Here is a 15,440-nt window from a genome sequence, read left to right as displayed (position 1 = left end):
GGCACACCGCTGCGGACGGTGCAGGAGGCCGCCGAAGCGGCGGGCTTCACGTTCGGCGTCGATCTCGGCGCGCGCGGCTCGTGCCAGATCGGCGGCATGCTCGCGACCAATGCGGGAGGCACGCGCGCGATCCGCTACGGGATGATGCGCGAGCAGGTGCTCGGGCTGGAGGCGGTGCTCGCGGACGGCACGGTCGTGTCGTCGATGAACCGGATGCTGAAGAACAACGCGGGCTACGACCTGAAGCAGTTGTTCATCGGCAGCGAAGGGACGCTCGGCGTCGTCACGCGCGCGGTGCTGCGGCTGCATCCGTTGCTCGCGGCGCCGGCCACGGCGCTCTGCCGCGTGCGCGACTACGACGCGGTGGTCGCGCTGTGGAACCGCGTGAGCACGCTGCCGGAAGTCGTCAGCTTCGAGGCGATGTGGCCGATGTTCTACGACTACGTCGCGCGGCATACGCCCGGGGTATCGGCACCGTTCATCGGCGACGGCGGTTTCGTGGTGTTGATCGAATGCGCGACGAGCGCGCCGGGCGGCGATGCGCACCAGGCGCTCGAAACGGGGCTGGCCGCGGGATTCGATGCAGGGCTCGTCGACGATGCGGTACTCGCGACCTCCGAGCGGCAGGGGCGCGATTTGTGGGCGTTGCGTGAAGGTCTCGCGATCGATGCGCTGCCCCATCTCGTCAACTTCGACGTGAGTCTGCCGACGGGCGAACTCGGCGCGTTCGCCGAACGCTGCGAGGCGGCGTTGCGGGCGCGCTGGCCGGCGCTCACGTGCCTGTTCTTCGGCCATGTCGGCGACGGCAACGTGCATATCGGCGTGTCACTGGCCGAGATGACCGACGCGGATGCCGATGCGCTCGATCACTGCGTGTATGCGGTGGTACGCGACATGGGTGGCTCGGTGTCGGCCGAGCACGGGATCGGCGTGCTCAAGCGTCCTTATCTGGCGCACACGCGCAGCGCCGCGGAAATCGGGCTGATGCGGCGCCTGAAGGCCGCGCTGGACCCGCGCGGCATCCTGAATCCCGGCAAGGTACTTTGATGCGGCCGACGGCCGTTGCCGCCCGGCATCGGCATCGGCCGGCGCCGCGCGTCAGCCGTCCACCCAGCGCAGCGCGCCGATCTTCAGGTGTTCGACGACGCTGCGCGCCCAGTTCAGCTCCGCATTGAGCAGCACGAGCGCATGCTCGTTCTGCAGCAGGAACAGGCGCGGCACCTGGTCGGCCTGTGCGGTGGCGCGCAGCGCTTCCAGCCGCTCGCGCTCGGCGTCGAGCCGCGCGATACGCAGCTCGAGCTGGTGACGCGCATCTTCCGCATCGAGCAGCGGCAGGAACGCGAGGCCGGCGCCGAACGCCGGAAATTCACGGGCGGGCTCCGCGAGCAGCGCATGCAGCCATGCCTGCCCGGCCGTGTGCCCGGCTTCCGTCAGCGCATACACCGTGCGCTCCGGAAACGCGCCGTCGCGTTCGGTGTCGTGCACGGCGATCAGCCCGTCGCGCAGCAGCCGATCGATCGTCTGGTACAGGCTCGTGCGCTGCCGCACGTTGACGACTTCGTCGTAGCCGCGGGCCTTCAGTTGCTGCAGCATTCCGTACGGATGCATCGGCGTTTCGGTGAGCGTCGCGAGGACGGCCAGCGCAAGCGGAGACGGGCGGCTCGTAGACATGAATAGTTAAACTATATCTAGTAATAATATAACTATTCTCGATCAGAATATCCGATTTGACAAGGGTTTCAGCCGAGGTGCGAGCGCTTCGCGGCCGGCGCGACGGTTTCCATCGTCGCAAGGCCATGCACGATCCCGCAATCCTCGACCGAATGCTCGCCGACGCACTGGCGGCGCAATTCGGTGAGCTGGTCGCGCAGATGCGTGAGTTCCGCGAGGCGCGCGTCGACGTGTCCGATGTGATCGTCGAGCAGCGAATTGATCGAATCGCAGCGGTCGGCCGGCGTGTCGGTGAGCCGCAGCAGCGCGCGGATTTCGTCGTGCGCCATGTCGAGCGCGCGGCAGTTGCGGATGAAGCGCAGCCGCTCGACGTGCACGTCGGTGTAGTTGCGGTAGTTCGAATCGGTGCGCTCCGCATCCGGCATCAGACCCTCTTTCTCGTAGAAACGGATCGTCTCGGGCGTGCAGCGGGCCGCTTTGGCCAGTTCGCCAATCTTCATGCCTTTCTCCCGTGTAAGGGTTGACCTTGTAGTGGCTTCAGGGTGTTAACTCTACACCGTCAAGCCACAAAGGAGGTTGTCATGACCGACGCCAAGCGTCCCCACGACCCACGACACCGTCATGCCGACGGCGCCGATGCGTGCTGCGCCGATGCGCGCGACACGCAGACGGCGACCGTTGCCGACGCGGCGCCGGCGGCCGGCGAGCACGCGCACGGCCATGACCACGATCACGATCACGGGCACGGGCACGGGCACGGGCACGGGCACGGGCACGATCACGCCGCGCATGGCGAGGCGGGTCATGACCACGGTCACGGCCATGCGGGCGACGACCAGCATGTGCACGGTGCGACGTGTTCGCACGACCACGCCGCGCATGACCATGCCGGTCACGACCACGACCACGACCACGACCACGACCACGCGGCCGGCGACTGCTGCGCGCCGGCCGCGCTGACGCTCGCGCCGCTGCCGGTCGCGCAGGCAACTGCGTCCGGCCACGTGCGCTCCGCGTTCCGGATCATGCAGATGGACTGCCCGACCGAGGAAACGTTGATCCGCAAGAAGCTCGGCGGAATGAGCGAAGTGTCGGCGCTCGAATTCAACCTGATGCAGCGGATGCTGACCGTCGAGCACGTGGCCGGCGCGCAGCCGGCGATCGAAAGCGCGATCCGCACGCTCGGGATGACGCCGGAGGCCGCTACGACCGGCGCCCCGACAGCGCGCGTCGCCGACGCGCCCGCGAAGCCGTGGTGGCCGCTGGCGCTCGCCGGCGTCGCCGCGATCGCGTCCGAAGGTGCGACCTGGGCCGGGCTGCCGGTGTGGCTGTCGGCCGCGCTCGCGCTCGCCGCGGTGCTCGCGTGCGGGTTGACCACGTACAAGAAGGGCTGGATCGCGATCCGCAACGGCAACCTGAACATCAACGCGCTGATGAGCATCGCGGTGACGGGCGCGATGGCGATCGGCCAGTGGCCGGAAGCCGCGATGGTGATGGTGCTGTTCACGATCGCCGAGCTGATCGAGGCGAAGTCGCTCGACCGCGCGCGCAACGCGATCCAGGGGCTGATGCAGCTCGCGCCGGATACCGCGACCGTGCAGCAGCCCGACGGCGCGTGGCGCACGATCGAGGCCGCGCAGGTCGCGCTCGGCGCGGTCGTGCGCGTGAAGCCGGGCGAGCGGATCGGGCTGGACGGCGAAGTCGTCGCGGGCCGCTCGACGGTCAACCAGGCGCCGATCACCGGTGAAAGCCTGCCCGTCGAAAAGGCGAGCGGCGACGCGGTGTACGCGGGCACGATCAACGAATCGGGTTCGTTCGACTACCGCGTGACGGCCGTTGCGGCCAATTCGACGCTCGCGCGGATCATTCACGCGGTCGAGGAAGCGCAGGGCGCGAAGGCGCCGACGCAGCGCTTCGTCGACCAGTTCGCGCGCGTCTACACGCCGATCGTGTTCGCGGTCGCGCTGCTGGTCGCGGTGGTGCCGCCGCTCGTGATGGGCGGCGCATGGCACGACTGGATCTACCGCGCGCTCGTGCTGCTCGTGATCGCTTGCCCGTGCGCGCTGGTGATCTCGACGCCGGTGACGATCGTGTCGGGGCTCGCGGCCGCGGCGCGGCGCGGGATTCTCGTGAAGGGCGGCGTTTATCTGGAAGAAGGGCGCAAGCTCGCGTGGCTCGCGCTCGACAAGACCGGCACGATCACGCACGGCAAGCCGGTGCAGACCGACTTCGACGTGCATGCGGACGACGCCGATGCGGCGCGCGTGCGGCACCTCGGTGCGAGCCTCGCGGCGCGCTCCGATCATCCGGTGTCGCAGGCGATTGCGGCTGCGGCCCGCGACGCCGGCACGACGGCCTTCGCCGACGTGCAGGACTTCGAAGCGATCGTCGGGCGCGGCGTGCGCGGCACGATCGACGGCACGCGCTACTGGCTCGGCAACCACCGGCTGGTCGAGGAACTCGAACGCTGCTCGACGGCGCTCGAGGCGAAGCTCGACGCGCTGGAGCGGCAGGGCAAGAGCGTCGTCGTGCTGGTCGACGAAACACGCGTGCTCGGCATCTTCGCGGTGGCCGACACGATCAAGGACACGAGCCGCGATGCGATCGCCGATCTGCATGCGCTCGGCATCCGCACCGCGATGCTGACCGGCGACAACCCGCATACCGCGCAGGCGATCGCGCAGCAGGCCGGCATCGACGACGCGCGCGGCAACCAGTTGCCGGAGGACAAGCTCGCGGCGGTCGAGGAACTGGCGGCGGGCGGCGCGGGCGCGGTCGGGATGGTCGGCGACGGGATCAACGATGCGCCGGCGCTCGCGCGCGCCGACATCGGCTTCGCGATGGGCGCGATGGGCACCGACACGGCGATCGAGACGGCCGACGTCGCGCTGATGGACGACGACCTGCGCAAGATTCCCGCGTTCGTGCGGCTGTCGCGCGCGACGCACCGCGTGCTGGTGCAGAACATCGGCTTCGCGCTCGGCGTGAAGGTCGTGTTCCTCGGCCTCACGGTCGCGGGGCTCGGCACGATGTGGATGGCGGTCTTCGCCGATGCGGGCGCGAGCCTGATCGTTGTGGCCAACGGCTTGCGGCTGCTGTCGTCCTCCGGGGCGTTCGGCGGCGCACCGGCCAAGCGTTGAGGAGCGGACGATGAGCTTTCTGAAACGGATACTCGGCGGCCACGGCAGCGGGCACGGCAATAGCGGAAACGGGGGCCACGGCGGCCACGGTGGCGGGCATCACGGCGGGTCGCGTCAGGGCGGGCACGGCGGCCACGATGCGCGCGGCCGCGATCGCCACGGCTGGGGCTGGCAGGCGCCGGCCGACGCCAGTGGCGGGCAAGGCGGCCAGCGCGGCAACGTGCCGCTGAGCCAGCTCGCCTGTGCGGGCTGCGGCGCGCTCAACGCAGCGGATGCACGCTTCTGTGCGCAGTGCGGCGCGGCGCAACGCGGCAAGGCGTGCAGCCGCTGCCATGCGGCGCTGGCGGCCGACGCGCGGTTCTGTCCCGGCTGCGGGACGCAGGCTGCTTGAGGATCTCCGCGAATTCGCGCCGGCTGCGCATACGCACGAGCCGGCGCGCTTCGTTCAAGGCCGGCGCACCGGCATGCCCGATGTCGTCCCGGGCATCCTCGCACCCGCAATATCGTCGCGGTCCGTCCAGATACACAGCGCCACGGCACACCCGTCGCTCAGCGCAACGGCAGGTGAATTTCGGTGCGCAGGTCGGCCGGCGCCGTATCCATCGGCGTATTGAGGTATAGCTCGAACGGCGGCGCGTCGGCGGCTTCGCGGCCCGAGTGGCGCAGCCAGTCGCCGTACAGCCACTGGTAGGCCGTTTTCAGGTCCGCATACGGCCCCGTATGCAGCAGCACCGCGTATTCGCCGGCTGCGATCGTCACCCGCTCGACCGGCGGCACGGGCGCGACGTCCGGCGCGCCGTCGGCCGGCATGAAGCACGCTTTCGCGCGCAACTGCGCTTCGGGCGTCGTGTCCGGATCGTCGTAGAAAATCCCGATCATCTTCGCGCCCGGGCCGATCAGCCCGTGCTGCCCGACCCACGCGCCGATCCGCCCGAACGCGTCCCCCACCTTCATGTACGCACCGGTGTGCGTCACCGCGTAGCCGCGCAGTTCCGGCAGGCGCCGGATCTCGACCTCGTGCTTGAACATGTCTGCCTCTCCTCGCTGTAATGGATAAATCGGCCGGTGGATGCCGGTGCGCCGGTGCTGCGCGGGCAGCACGATCGACTCGCCGTACAGCGCACGGTAGACGCGCTGCCAGTGATACGGCGACAGGCACGCGACTTCGGCGAGCCGGTTCAGGTCGAGCGGGCCGTCGAGATGCGCGCCGATGTACGCGTGGACCCGCGCCACGCTTGCCGCGTAGCGCACCCAGGCGGGCGGGTCGGTTTTCGTTTCGGCTGGAGTCATCGGCGTGTCCGGGCTGGAACCGACGCCACGGTAGCACGGGCCGAATGGACAAATCTTGCGGAAATGCCGGACACACTGACGATACGCCCCCTTTTTGATTCCACGAAATGGGGTCTTGCCCCTCCGAGATCTATGACTAAAGTTAAAGACGGTGAAATCGGGGGAACGCGTCATTTTTCTCGGGTAAGTTGCCCGGACGGAGCAGCACGCTTTTCGAATTACGCAGGTCGTTCGTCGATGTTCAATCGCCACACCACGTTTTCGGGAGAAGAAGAAATGGATGCTTCCAGCTTCATCACGTCGCTGCAGGCCACACTAGGCGGATACCTGCCCAAGATCGCGGGCGCGATCGGCATCCTGGTGATCGGCTGGCTGATCGCCGTCGCGGTGCGGGCCGGCGCGCTCCGGCTGCTCAACGCGCTGAAGGTCGATCAGCGGATCACCGACAGCACCGGCCAGGGCGCGTGCGTCGAACGCATCATCGCCGGCGGCCTGTTCTGGCTCGTGCTGCTCGTCACCGCGGTGGGCATCTTCAACGTGCTCAACCTGTACGCGGTGTCCAATCCGTTCTCGCTGCTCGTCACGCACATCGTCAACTACCTGCCGAACCTGATCGGCGGCGCGGCGCTGACGCTGATCGCGTGGCTGATCGCATCGCTGCTGCGCAGCCTCGCGAACCGCGCGCTGAAGGCGAGCAAGGTCGACGCCACGCTGTCCGAAAGCGCCGGCATGCAGCCGATGAGCGGCTATCTCGGCGACGTGCTGTTCTGGCTCGTGATCCTGATGTTCCTGCCGGCGATCCTCGGCTCGTTCGCGCTGTCGGGCCTGCTGTCGCCGGTGCAGGGGATGGTCGACAAGCTGCTCGCGATCGTGCCGAACATTTTCGCGGCCGCGGTGATCGGCTTCGTCGGCTGGGTCGTCGCGCGCGTGCTGCGCGGCCTGGTGACGAACCTGCTGGTCGCCGCCGGCGCCGACCGTCTCACGCAAGGGATCGACAGCCCGACGCCCGTGCGCGTGTCGAGCCTGGTGGGCACCATCGTCTACGTGTTCGTGTTCGTGCCGACGCTGATCTCCGCGCTCGATGCGCTGAAGATCGACGCGATCTCGATCCCCGCGACCAACATGCTGAACCAGTTCCTCGGCGCGGTGCCGGACATCGTCGCGGCGATCGTGATCGTGCTGGTCACGTTCTACTTCGCGCGCTTCGTCGCGTCGCTCGCGCAGAAGCTGCTGGAAGCCGCCGGCGTCGACGGGCTGCCGGCCGTGCTCGGCGTCGAGCGCGTGTTCTCGGGCATCCTGCAGCCGTCGGTGCTGGTCGCGCGACTGATCGTGTTCTTCGCGATGCTGTTCGCGTCGGTCGAAGCCGCGAACCGGCTCGGCTTCACGCAGGTGCGCGACGTCGTCACGCTGTTCATCGAATTCGGCGGCCACGTGCTGATGGGCGGCGTGATCCTCGTGATCGGCGTGTGGCTCGCGGGCCTCGCGCGCCGCGTGATCGAGCAGGCCGACCGCGAGCACAGCGTGCTGTTCGCGCGGATCGCCCAGTTCGCGATCCTCGGCCTCGTGTTCGCGATGGGGCTGCGCGCGATGGGCATCGCGAACGAAATCGTGCAGCTCGCGTTCGGCCTCGTGCTCGGCGCGATCGCGGTGGCCGTTGCGCTGTCGTTCGGCCTCGGCGGCCGGGAAGCGGCCGGCAAGCTGCTCGACCGCTGGTTCAACCAGCGCGGCGGCGGCCAGTAAGGCCCGTCGGCACGGCCGATCCGGCCCGCATCGCGCGGGCCGGATCGGCGTGGCAACGGGCGCGGCGGGCGTTGCCGCGAGCGGTACCGCAAGCGTTTCCGAAAGCGTTTCCGCAAGCGAAATGTCAGCCGCGATCTTTGCCGAATTTCGATAACACGTCGTTTAATGACTCTCTAGCATCGATTCTCAGTCGCGCGGGCCCGCAGGCCCGGCGCCTTTGAGGAGAGTCCGATGAAAGCAGAGTCGAATGGCCGGCCCGCCGCCGGCGCCAAGTCCTCCGGCCAGCCCGCGCTGCAGCAGACGCTCGGGACCTGGCAACTGTGGGGCATCGCGGTCGGCCTCGTGATTTCCGGCGAATACTTCGGCTGGAGCTACGGCTGGGCGAGCGCGGGCACGCTGGGTTTCGTGATCACCGCGCTGTTCGTCGCGGCGATGTACACCACCTTCATCTTCAGTTTCACCGAGCTGACGACGTCGATCCCGCACGCGGGCGGCCCGTTCGCGTATGCACGCCGCGCATTCGGCCCGACCGGCGGCTATCTGGCCGGCGCCGCGACGCTGGTCGAGTTCGTGTTCGCGCCGCCCGCGATCGCGCTCGCGATCGGCGCGTATCTTCACGTGCAGTTTCCGGGGCTCGAACCGAAACACGCGGCGATGGGCGCGTATCTCGTGTTCATGGCGCTGAACATCGTCGGCGTGCAGATCGCGGCGACCTTCGAGCTCGTCGTCACGCTGCTCGCGATCTTCGAGCTGCTGGTGTTCATGGGCGTCGTGTCGCCGGGTTTCGCGTGGAGCAATTTCACGAAGGGCGGCTGGTCGGGCGCCGATCACTTCAGCGTGGGCGCATTCCACGGGATGTTCGCGGCGATTCCGTTCGCGATCTGGTTCTTCCTCGCGATCGAAGGCGTCGCGATGGCCGCCGAGGAAGCGAAGAATCCGAAGCGCTCGATTCCGATCGCGTACGTGGCCGGCATCCTGACCCTCGTGGCGCTCGCGATCGGCGTGATGGTGTTCGCCGGCGGCGCGGGCGACTGGACCAAGCTCGCGAACATCAACGACCCGCTGCCGCAGGCGATGAAGTACATCGTCGGCGCGAACAGCGGCTGGATGCACATGCTCGTGTGGCTCGGGCTGTTCGGGCTCGTCGCGTCGTTCCACGGGATCATCCTCGGCTATTCGCGCCAGATCTTCGCGCTGGCCCGCGAAGGCTACCTGCCGGAGTGGCTCGGGAAGGTGCATCCGCGCTTCAAGACGCCGCATCGCGCGATCCTCGCGGGCGGCGTGGTCGGGATTGCCGCGATCTACAGCGACGAGCTGATCCAGTTCGGCGGGCAGACGCTCACCGCGAATATCGTGACGATGTCGGTATTCGGTGCGATCGTGATGTATATCGTGAGCATGGCGGCGCTGTTCAAGCTGCGCCGCTCGCAGCCGAACCTGGAGCGGCCGTTCCGCGCGCCGCTGTACCCGGTCTTCCCGGCCTTCGCGATCCTGGCGGCGCTCGTCTGCCTCGGTACGATGGTGTATTTCAACGGGCTGGTTGCGCTGGTGTTCGTCGGCTTCCTCGCGGTCGGCTACGCGTACTTCCTCGCGACCCGTTCGCAGCGCGCGAGCGCGCCCGGCGACGCGCTGCTGGAGGAGTGAGCGCCGTGACGACGGTGAACGTGAAAGGCCGTTCCTGACGGCATCCGGCGCGCCCCGTCGAACGGGCGCGCCGTCGGCTTTTGGCAAGGAGATTCGAACGATGTCCTATACGGAGACGATCGGTCCGCGCACGTACCGCTTCGCGGACCTGAAGACGCTGCTCGCCAAGGCGAGCCCGCTGCGTTCCGGCGACCAGCTCGCCGGCGTCGCGGCGGCGAGCGAGGAGGAGCGCGTCGCCGCGAAGATCGCGCTCGCGGGCGTGCCGCTGAAGGCGTTCCTGAACGAAGCGGTGATCCCGTATGAAGACGACGAGGTCACGCGCCTCATCATCGACGATCATGACGCGCAGGCGTTCGCGGAAATCTCGCACCTCACCGTCGGCGATTTCCGCAACTGGCTGCTGTCGCCCGCGGCCGATGGCGCGGCGCTCGAACGGATCGCGCCGGGCCTCACGCCCGAGATGGTCGCGGCCGTGTCGAAGCTGATGCGCAACCAGGACCTGATCGCGGCCGCGCGGAAGCGCCGCGTCGTCACGCGTTTTCGCAACACGGTCGGGCTGGCCGGCCGGATGTCGGTGCGGCTGCAGCCGAACCACCCGACCGACGACGTGAAGGGCATCGCCGCATCGATGCTCGACGGGCTGATGTACGGCTGCGGCGACGCGATGATCGGCATCAATCCGGCCACCGACAGCCTCGCGGCGATCGTGAAACTGCTCGCGATGATCGACGGCTTTCGCGAACGCTACGGCGTGCCGACGCAGTCGTGCGTGCTCACCCACGTGACCAACACGATCGCGGCGATCGAGAAGGGCGCGCCGGTCGACCTCGTGTTCCAGTCGATCGCGGGCACCGAGAAGGCCAATGCCAGCTTCGGGATCTCGCTCGCGCTGCTCGCCGAGGCGCGCGAGGCCGCGCTGGCGCTGAAGCGCGGCACGGTCGGCAACAACCTGATGTATTTCGAGACGGGCCAGGGCAGCGCGCTGTCGGCGAATGCGCATTTCGGCGTCGACCAGCAGACCTGCGAAGTGCGCGCGTATGCGGTCGCGCGCAAGTTCGAGCCGTTCCTCGTGAATACGGTGGTGGGCTTCATCGGGCCCGAATACCTGTACGACGGCAAGCAGATCATCCGCGCGGGGCTCGAGGATCACTTCTGCGGCAAGCTGCTCGGCGTGCCGATGGGCTGCGACATCTGCTACACGAACCACGCGGAAGCCGACCAGGACGACATGGACACGCTGCTGACGCTGCTGGGGGCGGCCGGCATCAACTTCATCATGGGAATTCCGGGCGCCGACGACGTGATGCTGAACTACCAGAGCACGTCGTTCCACGACCAGCTCTACGTGCGCGAGGTGCTCGGCCTGCGCCGCGCGCCCGAGTTCGAGGAATGGCTGGAGACGATGGAGATCGCCGATGCGCACGGCGCGCTGCGCGCGGCGACGGCACGCGTGCCGCTGCTCGCGGGCGCGAACGACTGGATGGGGATTTCCGCATGAGCGACGCCGTCGAGAAGAATCCGTGGGCGCAGCTGAAGTCGTTCACGAACGCGCGGATCGCGCTCGGGCGCGCGGGCAACAGCTTGCCGACCGCGCCGCTCCTGGCCTTCAACCTGTCGCATGCGCAGGCGCGCGACGCGGTGCACCAGCCGCTCGACGCAGACGCGTTGCGGCGCGAGATTGAGGCGGCCGGCCTGCTGCCGACGCTGCGGGTGCAGAGCGCCGCGCCCGACCGCGACCACTACCTGCGCCGGCCCGATCTCGGCCGCAAGCTGTCGGACGACAGCCGCGGGCTGCTGGCCGGCTACGGGGCGGCGCTCGAGGAAGCGCCCGATGTCGTGTTCGTGGTCGGCGACGGGCTGTCGGCGTTCGCGGCCGCGAAGCAGGCGCTGCCGCTGTTGCAAGCGGTGCGGCCGAAGCTCGACGCGGACGGCTGGCGGATCGGCCCGGTGGTGGTCGCGACGCAGGCGCGCGTCGCGCTCGGCGACGAGATCGGCGAGCTGCTGCGCGCGAAGGTGGTCGCGATGCTGATCGGCGAACGGCCCGGCCTCAGTTCGCCGGACAGCCTCGGCGTGTACCTGACGTGGGCGCCGAAGGTCGGCTGTCACGATGCGCTGCGCAACTGCATCTCGAACGTGCGGCCCGAAGGGCTGCCGCACGCCGCCGCCGCGCACAAGCTGCATTACCTGATGACGCACGCGCGCAGGCTGGGGCTGACGGGCGTCGGACTGAAGGACGACAGCGACGCGCTGCTGCCGCCGGCGGAAGCGGAGCGGATCGGCGCGGCTACCTGAACAGCCGCTCGCACAGGAAATCGACGAACACGCGCAGCTTCGGCGACAACTGCCGGCTCGACGGCCACACGATCGAGAACTGCCCCGGTGCGATGCGGTAGTCGTCGAGCACGGTGACGAGCGTGCCGTGTTCGAGCGCGTCGCGCGCGAGGAAGTCGGGCATGTAGCCGATGCCGAGCCCCGCGAGCACGGCGCCGCGCAGCGCTTCCATGTTGTTGCAGGTCATCGCGGTGCGCAGCGTGAGCGGCGTGCCGTCGTCGGCCGCGAGCGCCCAGTCCTGCAGCTTGCCGGTGGTCGGGAAGCAGTAGCGCACGCAGTCGTGCGCTTCGAGCTCGCGCGGCGTGCGTGGCGTGCCGGCCTGCGCGAGATAGGCGGGCGTCGCGCACAGCACGAACGCGAACGGGCCGAGCCGCCGCGACATCAGGCTCGAATCGGACAGCGGGCCGCTGCGGATCACCGCGTCGAAGCCGCCTTCGACCACGTCGACCATCCGGTCGTTGAAATCGAGATCGAGCTCGACGTCCGGATAGCGCTGTCGGAATTCGGGCAGCACCGGCAGCAGGAAGCGGTAGCCGATCACCGGCAGGCTCACGCGCAGCTTGCCGCGCGGGCGCTGCGCGGACGCCGTCACGGTCGCCTCCGCGTCGCGGAAATCCTCGAGGATGCGCTGGCAGCGCTCGTAGAAATGCCGCCCCTCGTCGGTGAGCGTCACGCGCCGCGTCGTGCGGTTGAACAGCCGCACGCCGAGCGACTGTTCCAGTTTCGCGATCGTCTTGCCGACCGCCGACGCCGAGATGCCGAGCGCGCGGCCGGCCGCGACGAAGCTCAGCGCTTCGGCGGTGCGGACGAACGCGACGATGCCGGTGAGGTTTTCCATCTTTCCATCGAATCGAAGGACGTGCGCGACGCACGCGGGCAGGTGTATTGCGGAATTTTAGTCCGTTATATGCGGAGCTTCGCGTGGTTTTTCGCGGATTGAATCGGATTTATCTTCTGTCGCTCTGATGGCGCATCCGCGCCGGCTTTTTCGAGGAGCGATGATGGATCACCCTGTTTCAGCTGCCCCGGCCCACGTGGTCCACGCGGCGCGCCGGCGCGCATGGGTGCTGGCCGCCGTCTGCATGGCCGCCGTCGCGCTGCCGCTGTCGTTTTCGGGCGGCGCGGTCGCGACGCCGGCGATCGGCCGCGACCTGCACGGCAGCCCGGTCGCGATGAACTGGATCACCAACGCGTTCATGCTCGCGTTCGGCAGCTTCCTGATGGCGTCGGGTGCGCTGGCCGACCAGTTCGGCCGCAAGCGCCTGTTCGCGATCGGCGTCGGCGGCTTCACGCTGATGTCGATCGCGCTCGCGTTCGCGCCGTCGATGCTCACCGTTGATTTGCTACGCGCCGCGCAAGGGCTCGCGGCGGCTGCGGCGCTGGCCGGCGGCACGGCTGCGCTCGCGCAGGAATTCGACGGCGCGGCGCGCACGCGTGCATTCAGCCTGCTCGGCACGACGTTCGGCATCGGGCTCGCGTTCGGGCCCGTGATCGCCGGCGGTCTGATCGGGCATTACGGCTGGCGCGCGATCTTCGTGACGAGCGCGGTGGCCGGCGTGCTGTCGCTCGCGTTCGGGCTGCCGCGCATGCACGAGTCGCGCGACCCGCACGCGACCGGGCTCGACTGGCCCGGCACGGCGGCGTTCACGGCCGCGCTGACGCTGTTCACGTTCGGCGTGATCGAGGCGCCCGCGCGCGGCTGGTCGAGCCCGCTCGTGATCGCGCTGCTGGCGGGCGCGGCGCTCGGCGCGTGCGCATTCGTGACGATCGAGACGCGCGTCGCGCGGCCGATGCTCGACCTGTCGCTGTTTCGCATCGCGCGCTTCGTCGGCGTGCAGGTGCTGCCGGTGTCGACCTGTTGCTGCTACATCGTGCTGCTCGTCGTGCTGCCGCTGCGCTTCATCGGCATCGACGGCTTCAGCGAGATCGACGCCGGCTGGCTGATGCTCGCGATCTCCGCGCCGATGCTGGTCGTGCCGCTCGTCGCGGCGACGCTCACGCGCTGGCTGTCGGCCGGCGTGATTTCCGGGCTCGGGCTGCTCGTCGCGGCGGCCGGGCTCGTGTGGCTCGGCATCGCGCTGCGCGGCGGCGCGGGGCCGGCGGCGATCGCGCCGATGCTCGCGATCGGCGTCGGCGCCGGCATGCCGTGGGGGCTGATGGACGGGCTGTCGGTGAGCGTCGTGCCGAAGGAGCGCGCGGGGATGGCAACGGGCATTTTCAGTACGACGCGTGTCGCCGGCGAGGGGATTGCGCTGGCGATCGTCGGCGCGGTGCTGGCCGCGCTCGCGCAAGCGGGGCTCGCGCACGCGGCCGGTGCCGCGGCCACGCCCGATGCAACGCTGCGTGCGGCCGGGCGGCTCGCGACCGGCGATCTCGCGGGTGCGGCTGCCGCGTTGCCGGGCGTCGGTCGTGCGGCATTGCTGGCGAGCTACACGCATGCGTTCGACCGGCTGCTGATCGGGCTGGCCGTCGTCACGGTGCTGTGCGCGGTGGTGGTGTTCGGGTTTCTCGGCGGGCGGCCGGCGGCCGACGAAACGGGCGACGCGGCGGATGGCCACGCGCAGGCCGATGCGTCAGCGGCGCGCAGTCGAGGTGAGCCGGCGTGTGTGGAGACGCAAGGGCGTTGAGCGTTGCACCGTGGCGCGCGGGTGTTTCGATGTTTCGGTGCTCGGTGCTCGGTGCTCGGTGCTCGGTGCTCGGTGCTCGGTGCCCGGTGCCCGGTGCCCGGTGCCCGGTGCCCGGTGCCCGGTGCCCGGTGCCCGGTGCCCGGTGCCCGGTGCTTCGATGTTTCGGTTCCCGGTTCCCGGGTGCTTCGGTCTTTTGGTCAATGCAGCGGCCGTGCCTACCTCGTCCGCTCGTTAAAGCCTCACCCGCCGCGCGTCACGCCAGCACGAGCGGTGGCAGCCCCGCATCCGCGCGCGCCTCCGCGCATTCCACCTCGATCACCAGATAGCGCAGCGCGTCCGGCCATAGATGCGCGCGCCCTTGCGCATCCTCGTCGAGCGTCGCGCGACCCTGCACGAGCCAGGTCGTCTGACGCACGAAATCGACGAACAGCAGCGCGATGGCCGGGTTCACGAGCAGGTTGCCGATCGTGTTGAGCAGGTGGTTGCCCGCGAAGTCGGGCAGCACCAGCGTGCGGCGGTCCGGGATGTCGACGAGCGGCGCGAACGAGCCGTCGGCGCGCGGCTGACGGCCGCGGTACGAACAGTCGCTGTTGCCGGCCGCGTCGGCAGTCGCGACGATCAGGAAAGCCTGTTCGCGGATGAAGGCGATGGCGTCGTCGGTCAGGGGGCCGCGATCGTTCATGGTGTCGGTCGGCGCGTGCGCCGTGGCGTGTGGATCGGTGATCCGCATGCAAGCGACATGCCACGCGGCGCGGCGCGCGTCCGCGGGCCGCACACCGCCGCGCACTGTGGAAATTCCGAACACCGGTCGCATCGCTGCGCAATCGCGGTGTTCAGAATCGGTACACCCGCCGTGTTGCGTGCGTGAACATCGCACGGTGCGAGCGTGCGCGGGCCGCGCTCGACGTGCTCTCGTTCCCTCCCGCTCCGTTTGGCACGCATGTTGCGTAAACGGGACCAGCGCATTCCAACCGGCGCTGTACTCACACAAGCACGA

General features: G+C 69.1%; 14 protein-coding genes. 8 read left to right on the top strand and 6 right to left on the bottom strand.

The genetic code is table 11. The features are described from left to right. Positions 1–1,047 (top strand): FAD-binding oxidoreductase (locus tag H3O04_RS15930; RefSeq protein ID WP_202588038.1); only part of this gene is annotated, 1,047 nt, incomplete at its 5' end. Positions 1,048–1,098: 51 nt separating this feature from the next. On the opposite strand, the gene H3O04_RS15925 is transcribed toward H3O04_RS15930, so the two are convergent. The 3 genes from H3O04_RS15925 to H3O04_RS36660 form a co-directional block, all read right to left on the bottom strand. Further along, positions 1,099–1,671, bottom strand: coding sequence for a PadR family transcriptional regulator (locus tag H3O04_RS15925; protein ID WP_011546786.1), 573 nt, complete (start codon positions 1,669–1,671; stop codon positions 1,099–1,101). Between the two features lie 68 nt (positions 1,672–1,739). Continuing rightward, the gene (gene cadR / locus H3O04_RS15920) at positions 1,740–2,171 is read right to left on the bottom strand and encodes a Cd(II)/Pb(II)-responsive transcriptional regulator (protein ID WP_006477300.1); all 432 of its coding nucleotides are present in this window, start codon (positions 2,169–2,171) and stop codon (positions 1,740–1,742) included. 51 nt (positions 2,172–2,222) lie between these two features. Then, positions 2,223–2,513, bottom strand: coding sequence for a hypothetical protein (locus tag H3O04_RS36660; RefSeq protein WP_337249638.1), 291 nt, complete (start codon positions 2,511–2,513; stop codon positions 2,223–2,225). On the opposite strand from H3O04_RS36660, the gene H3O04_RS15915 reads away from it, so the two are divergent. Then, entirely contained in the window at positions 2,514–4,811 is a 2,298-nt protein-coding gene (locus H3O04_RS15915; protein ID WP_337249637.1) for a heavy metal translocating P-type ATPase, read from the top strand. It abuts the gene before it with no gap. 10 nt (positions 4,812–4,821) lie between these two features. Further along, positions 4,822–5,202, top strand: coding sequence for a zinc ribbon domain-containing protein (locus tag H3O04_RS15910; RefSeq protein WP_202588036.1), 381 nt, complete (start codon positions 4,822–4,824; stop codon positions 5,200–5,202). A gap of 158 nt (positions 5,203–5,360) precedes the next feature. On the opposite strand, the gene H3O04_RS15905 is transcribed toward H3O04_RS15910, so the two are convergent. Beyond that, positions 5,361–6,101 (bottom strand): AraC family transcriptional regulator, encoded by a 741-nt coding sequence (locus tag H3O04_RS15905; protein WP_202588035.1) that lies wholly within the window; start codon positions 6,099–6,101, stop codon positions 5,361–5,363. Between the two features lie 276 nt (positions 6,102–6,377). On the opposite strand from H3O04_RS15905, the gene H3O04_RS15900 reads away from it, so the two are divergent. The 4 genes from H3O04_RS15900 to eutC all read left to right on the top strand — a co-directional run bounded on the left by H3O04_RS15900 (position 6,378) and on the right by eutC (position 11,777). Then, positions 6,378–7,841, top strand: coding sequence for a mechanosensitive ion channel (locus H3O04_RS15900; RefSeq protein WP_012327619.1), 1,464 nt, complete (start codon positions 6,378–6,380; stop codon positions 7,839–7,841). A gap of 231 nt (positions 7,842–8,072) precedes the next feature. Continuing rightward, positions 8,073–9,485: an ethanolamine permease gene (gene eat / locus H3O04_RS15895; RefSeq protein ID WP_202588034.1), complete on the top strand. Its 1,413-nt coding sequence runs from the start codon at positions 8,073–8,075 to the stop codon at positions 9,483–9,485. Positions 9,486–9,585: 100 nt separating this feature from the next. Then, positions 9,586–10,983: an ethanolamine ammonia-lyase subunit EutB gene (locus tag H3O04_RS15890; RefSeq protein ID WP_023477994.1), complete on the top strand. Its 1,398-nt coding sequence runs from the start codon at positions 9,586–9,588 to the stop codon at positions 10,981–10,983. Then, positions 10,980–11,777 (top strand): ethanolamine ammonia-lyase subunit EutC, encoded by a 798-nt coding sequence (eutC, locus tag H3O04_RS15885; protein WP_202588033.1) that lies wholly within the window; start codon positions 10,980–10,982, stop codon positions 11,775–11,777. Before H3O04_RS15890 ends, eutC begins: the two co-directional genes overlap by 4 nt. Here eutC and H3O04_RS15880 read toward each other — a convergent pair. Then, positions 11,770–12,654 carry a LysR family transcriptional regulator gene (locus H3O04_RS15880; RefSeq protein ID WP_027807891.1) on the bottom strand — a complete coding sequence of 295 codons (885 nt, stop codon included), beginning with the start codon at positions 12,652–12,654 and terminating at the stop codon, positions 11,770–11,772. The genes eutC and H3O04_RS15880 overlap by 8 nt on opposite strands. A 163-nt stretch (positions 12,655–12,817) precedes the next feature. Between H3O04_RS15880 and H3O04_RS15875 the strand changes: the two genes are divergently transcribed. Beyond that, a complete protein-coding gene (locus H3O04_RS15875) occupies positions 12,818–14,443 on the top strand; it encodes an MFS transporter (RefSeq protein ID WP_202588032.1) in 1,626 nt (541 codons plus the stop codon). A gap of 253 nt (positions 14,444–14,696) precedes the next feature. Here H3O04_RS15875 and H3O04_RS15870 read toward each other — a convergent pair whose 3' ends face one another. After that, a complete protein-coding gene (locus H3O04_RS15870; RefSeq protein ID WP_202588031.1) occupies positions 14,697–15,125 on the bottom strand; it encodes a pyridoxamine 5'-phosphate oxidase family protein in 429 nt (142 codons plus the stop codon). Positions 15,126–15,440 lie beyond the last annotated feature (315 nt).

It is taken from the genome of Burkholderia sp. KCJ3K979 (genome assembly GCF_016759955.1).
Classification (GTDB): Bacteria; Pseudomonadota; Gammaproteobacteria; order Burkholderiales; family Burkholderiaceae; genus Burkholderia; species Burkholderia orbicola.
The sequence above is the reverse complement of the archived record's forward strand: the minus strand, read 5'-3'. Positions and strand labels throughout refer to the sequence as shown.

Bases quoted from the DNA above. Each gene is read 5' to 3' on its own strand.
- H3O04_RS15925 (WP_011546786.1), bottom strand. From the start codon at position 1,671: ATGTCTACGAGCCGCCCGTCTCCGCTTGCGCTGGCCGTCCTCGCGACG.
- cadR (WP_006477300.1), bottom strand. From the start codon at position 2,171: ATGAAGATTGGCGAACTGGCCAAAGCGGCCCGCTGCACGCCCGAGACG.
- H3O04_RS36660 (WP_337249638.1), bottom strand. From the start codon at position 2,513: ATGCTGGTCGTCGCCCGCATGGCCGTGACCGTGGTCATGACCCGCCTC.
- H3O04_RS15910 (WP_202588036.1), top strand. From the start codon at position 4,822: ATGAGCTTTCTGAAACGGATACTCGGCGGCCACGGCAGCGGGCACGGC.
- H3O04_RS15905 (WP_202588035.1), bottom strand. From the start codon at position 6,101: ATGACTCCAGCCGAAACGAAAACCGACCCGCCCGCCTGGGTGCGCTAC.
- H3O04_RS15900 (WP_012327619.1), top strand. From the start codon at position 6,378: ATGGATGCTTCCAGCTTCATCACGTCGCTGCAGGCCACACTAGGCGGA.
- eat (WP_202588034.1), top strand. From the start codon at position 8,073: ATGAAAGCAGAGTCGAATGGCCGGCCCGCCGCCGGCGCCAAGTCCTCC.
- H3O04_RS15890 (WP_023477994.1), top strand. From the start codon at position 9,586: ATGTCCTATACGGAGACGATCGGTCCGCGCACGTACCGCTTCGCGGAC.
- eutC (WP_202588033.1), top strand. From the start codon at position 10,980: ATGAGCGACGCCGTCGAGAAGAATCCGTGGGCGCAGCTGAAGTCGTTC.
- H3O04_RS15880 (WP_027807891.1), bottom strand. From the start codon at position 12,654: ATGGAAAACCTCACCGGCATCGTCGCGTTCGTCCGCACCGCCGAAGCG.
- H3O04_RS15875 (WP_202588032.1), top strand. From the start codon at position 12,818: ATGGATCACCCTGTTTCAGCTGCCCCGGCCCACGTGGTCCACGCGGCG.
- H3O04_RS15870 (WP_202588031.1), bottom strand. From the start codon at position 15,125: ATGAACGATCGCGGCCCCCTGACCGACGACGCCATCGCCTTCATCCGC.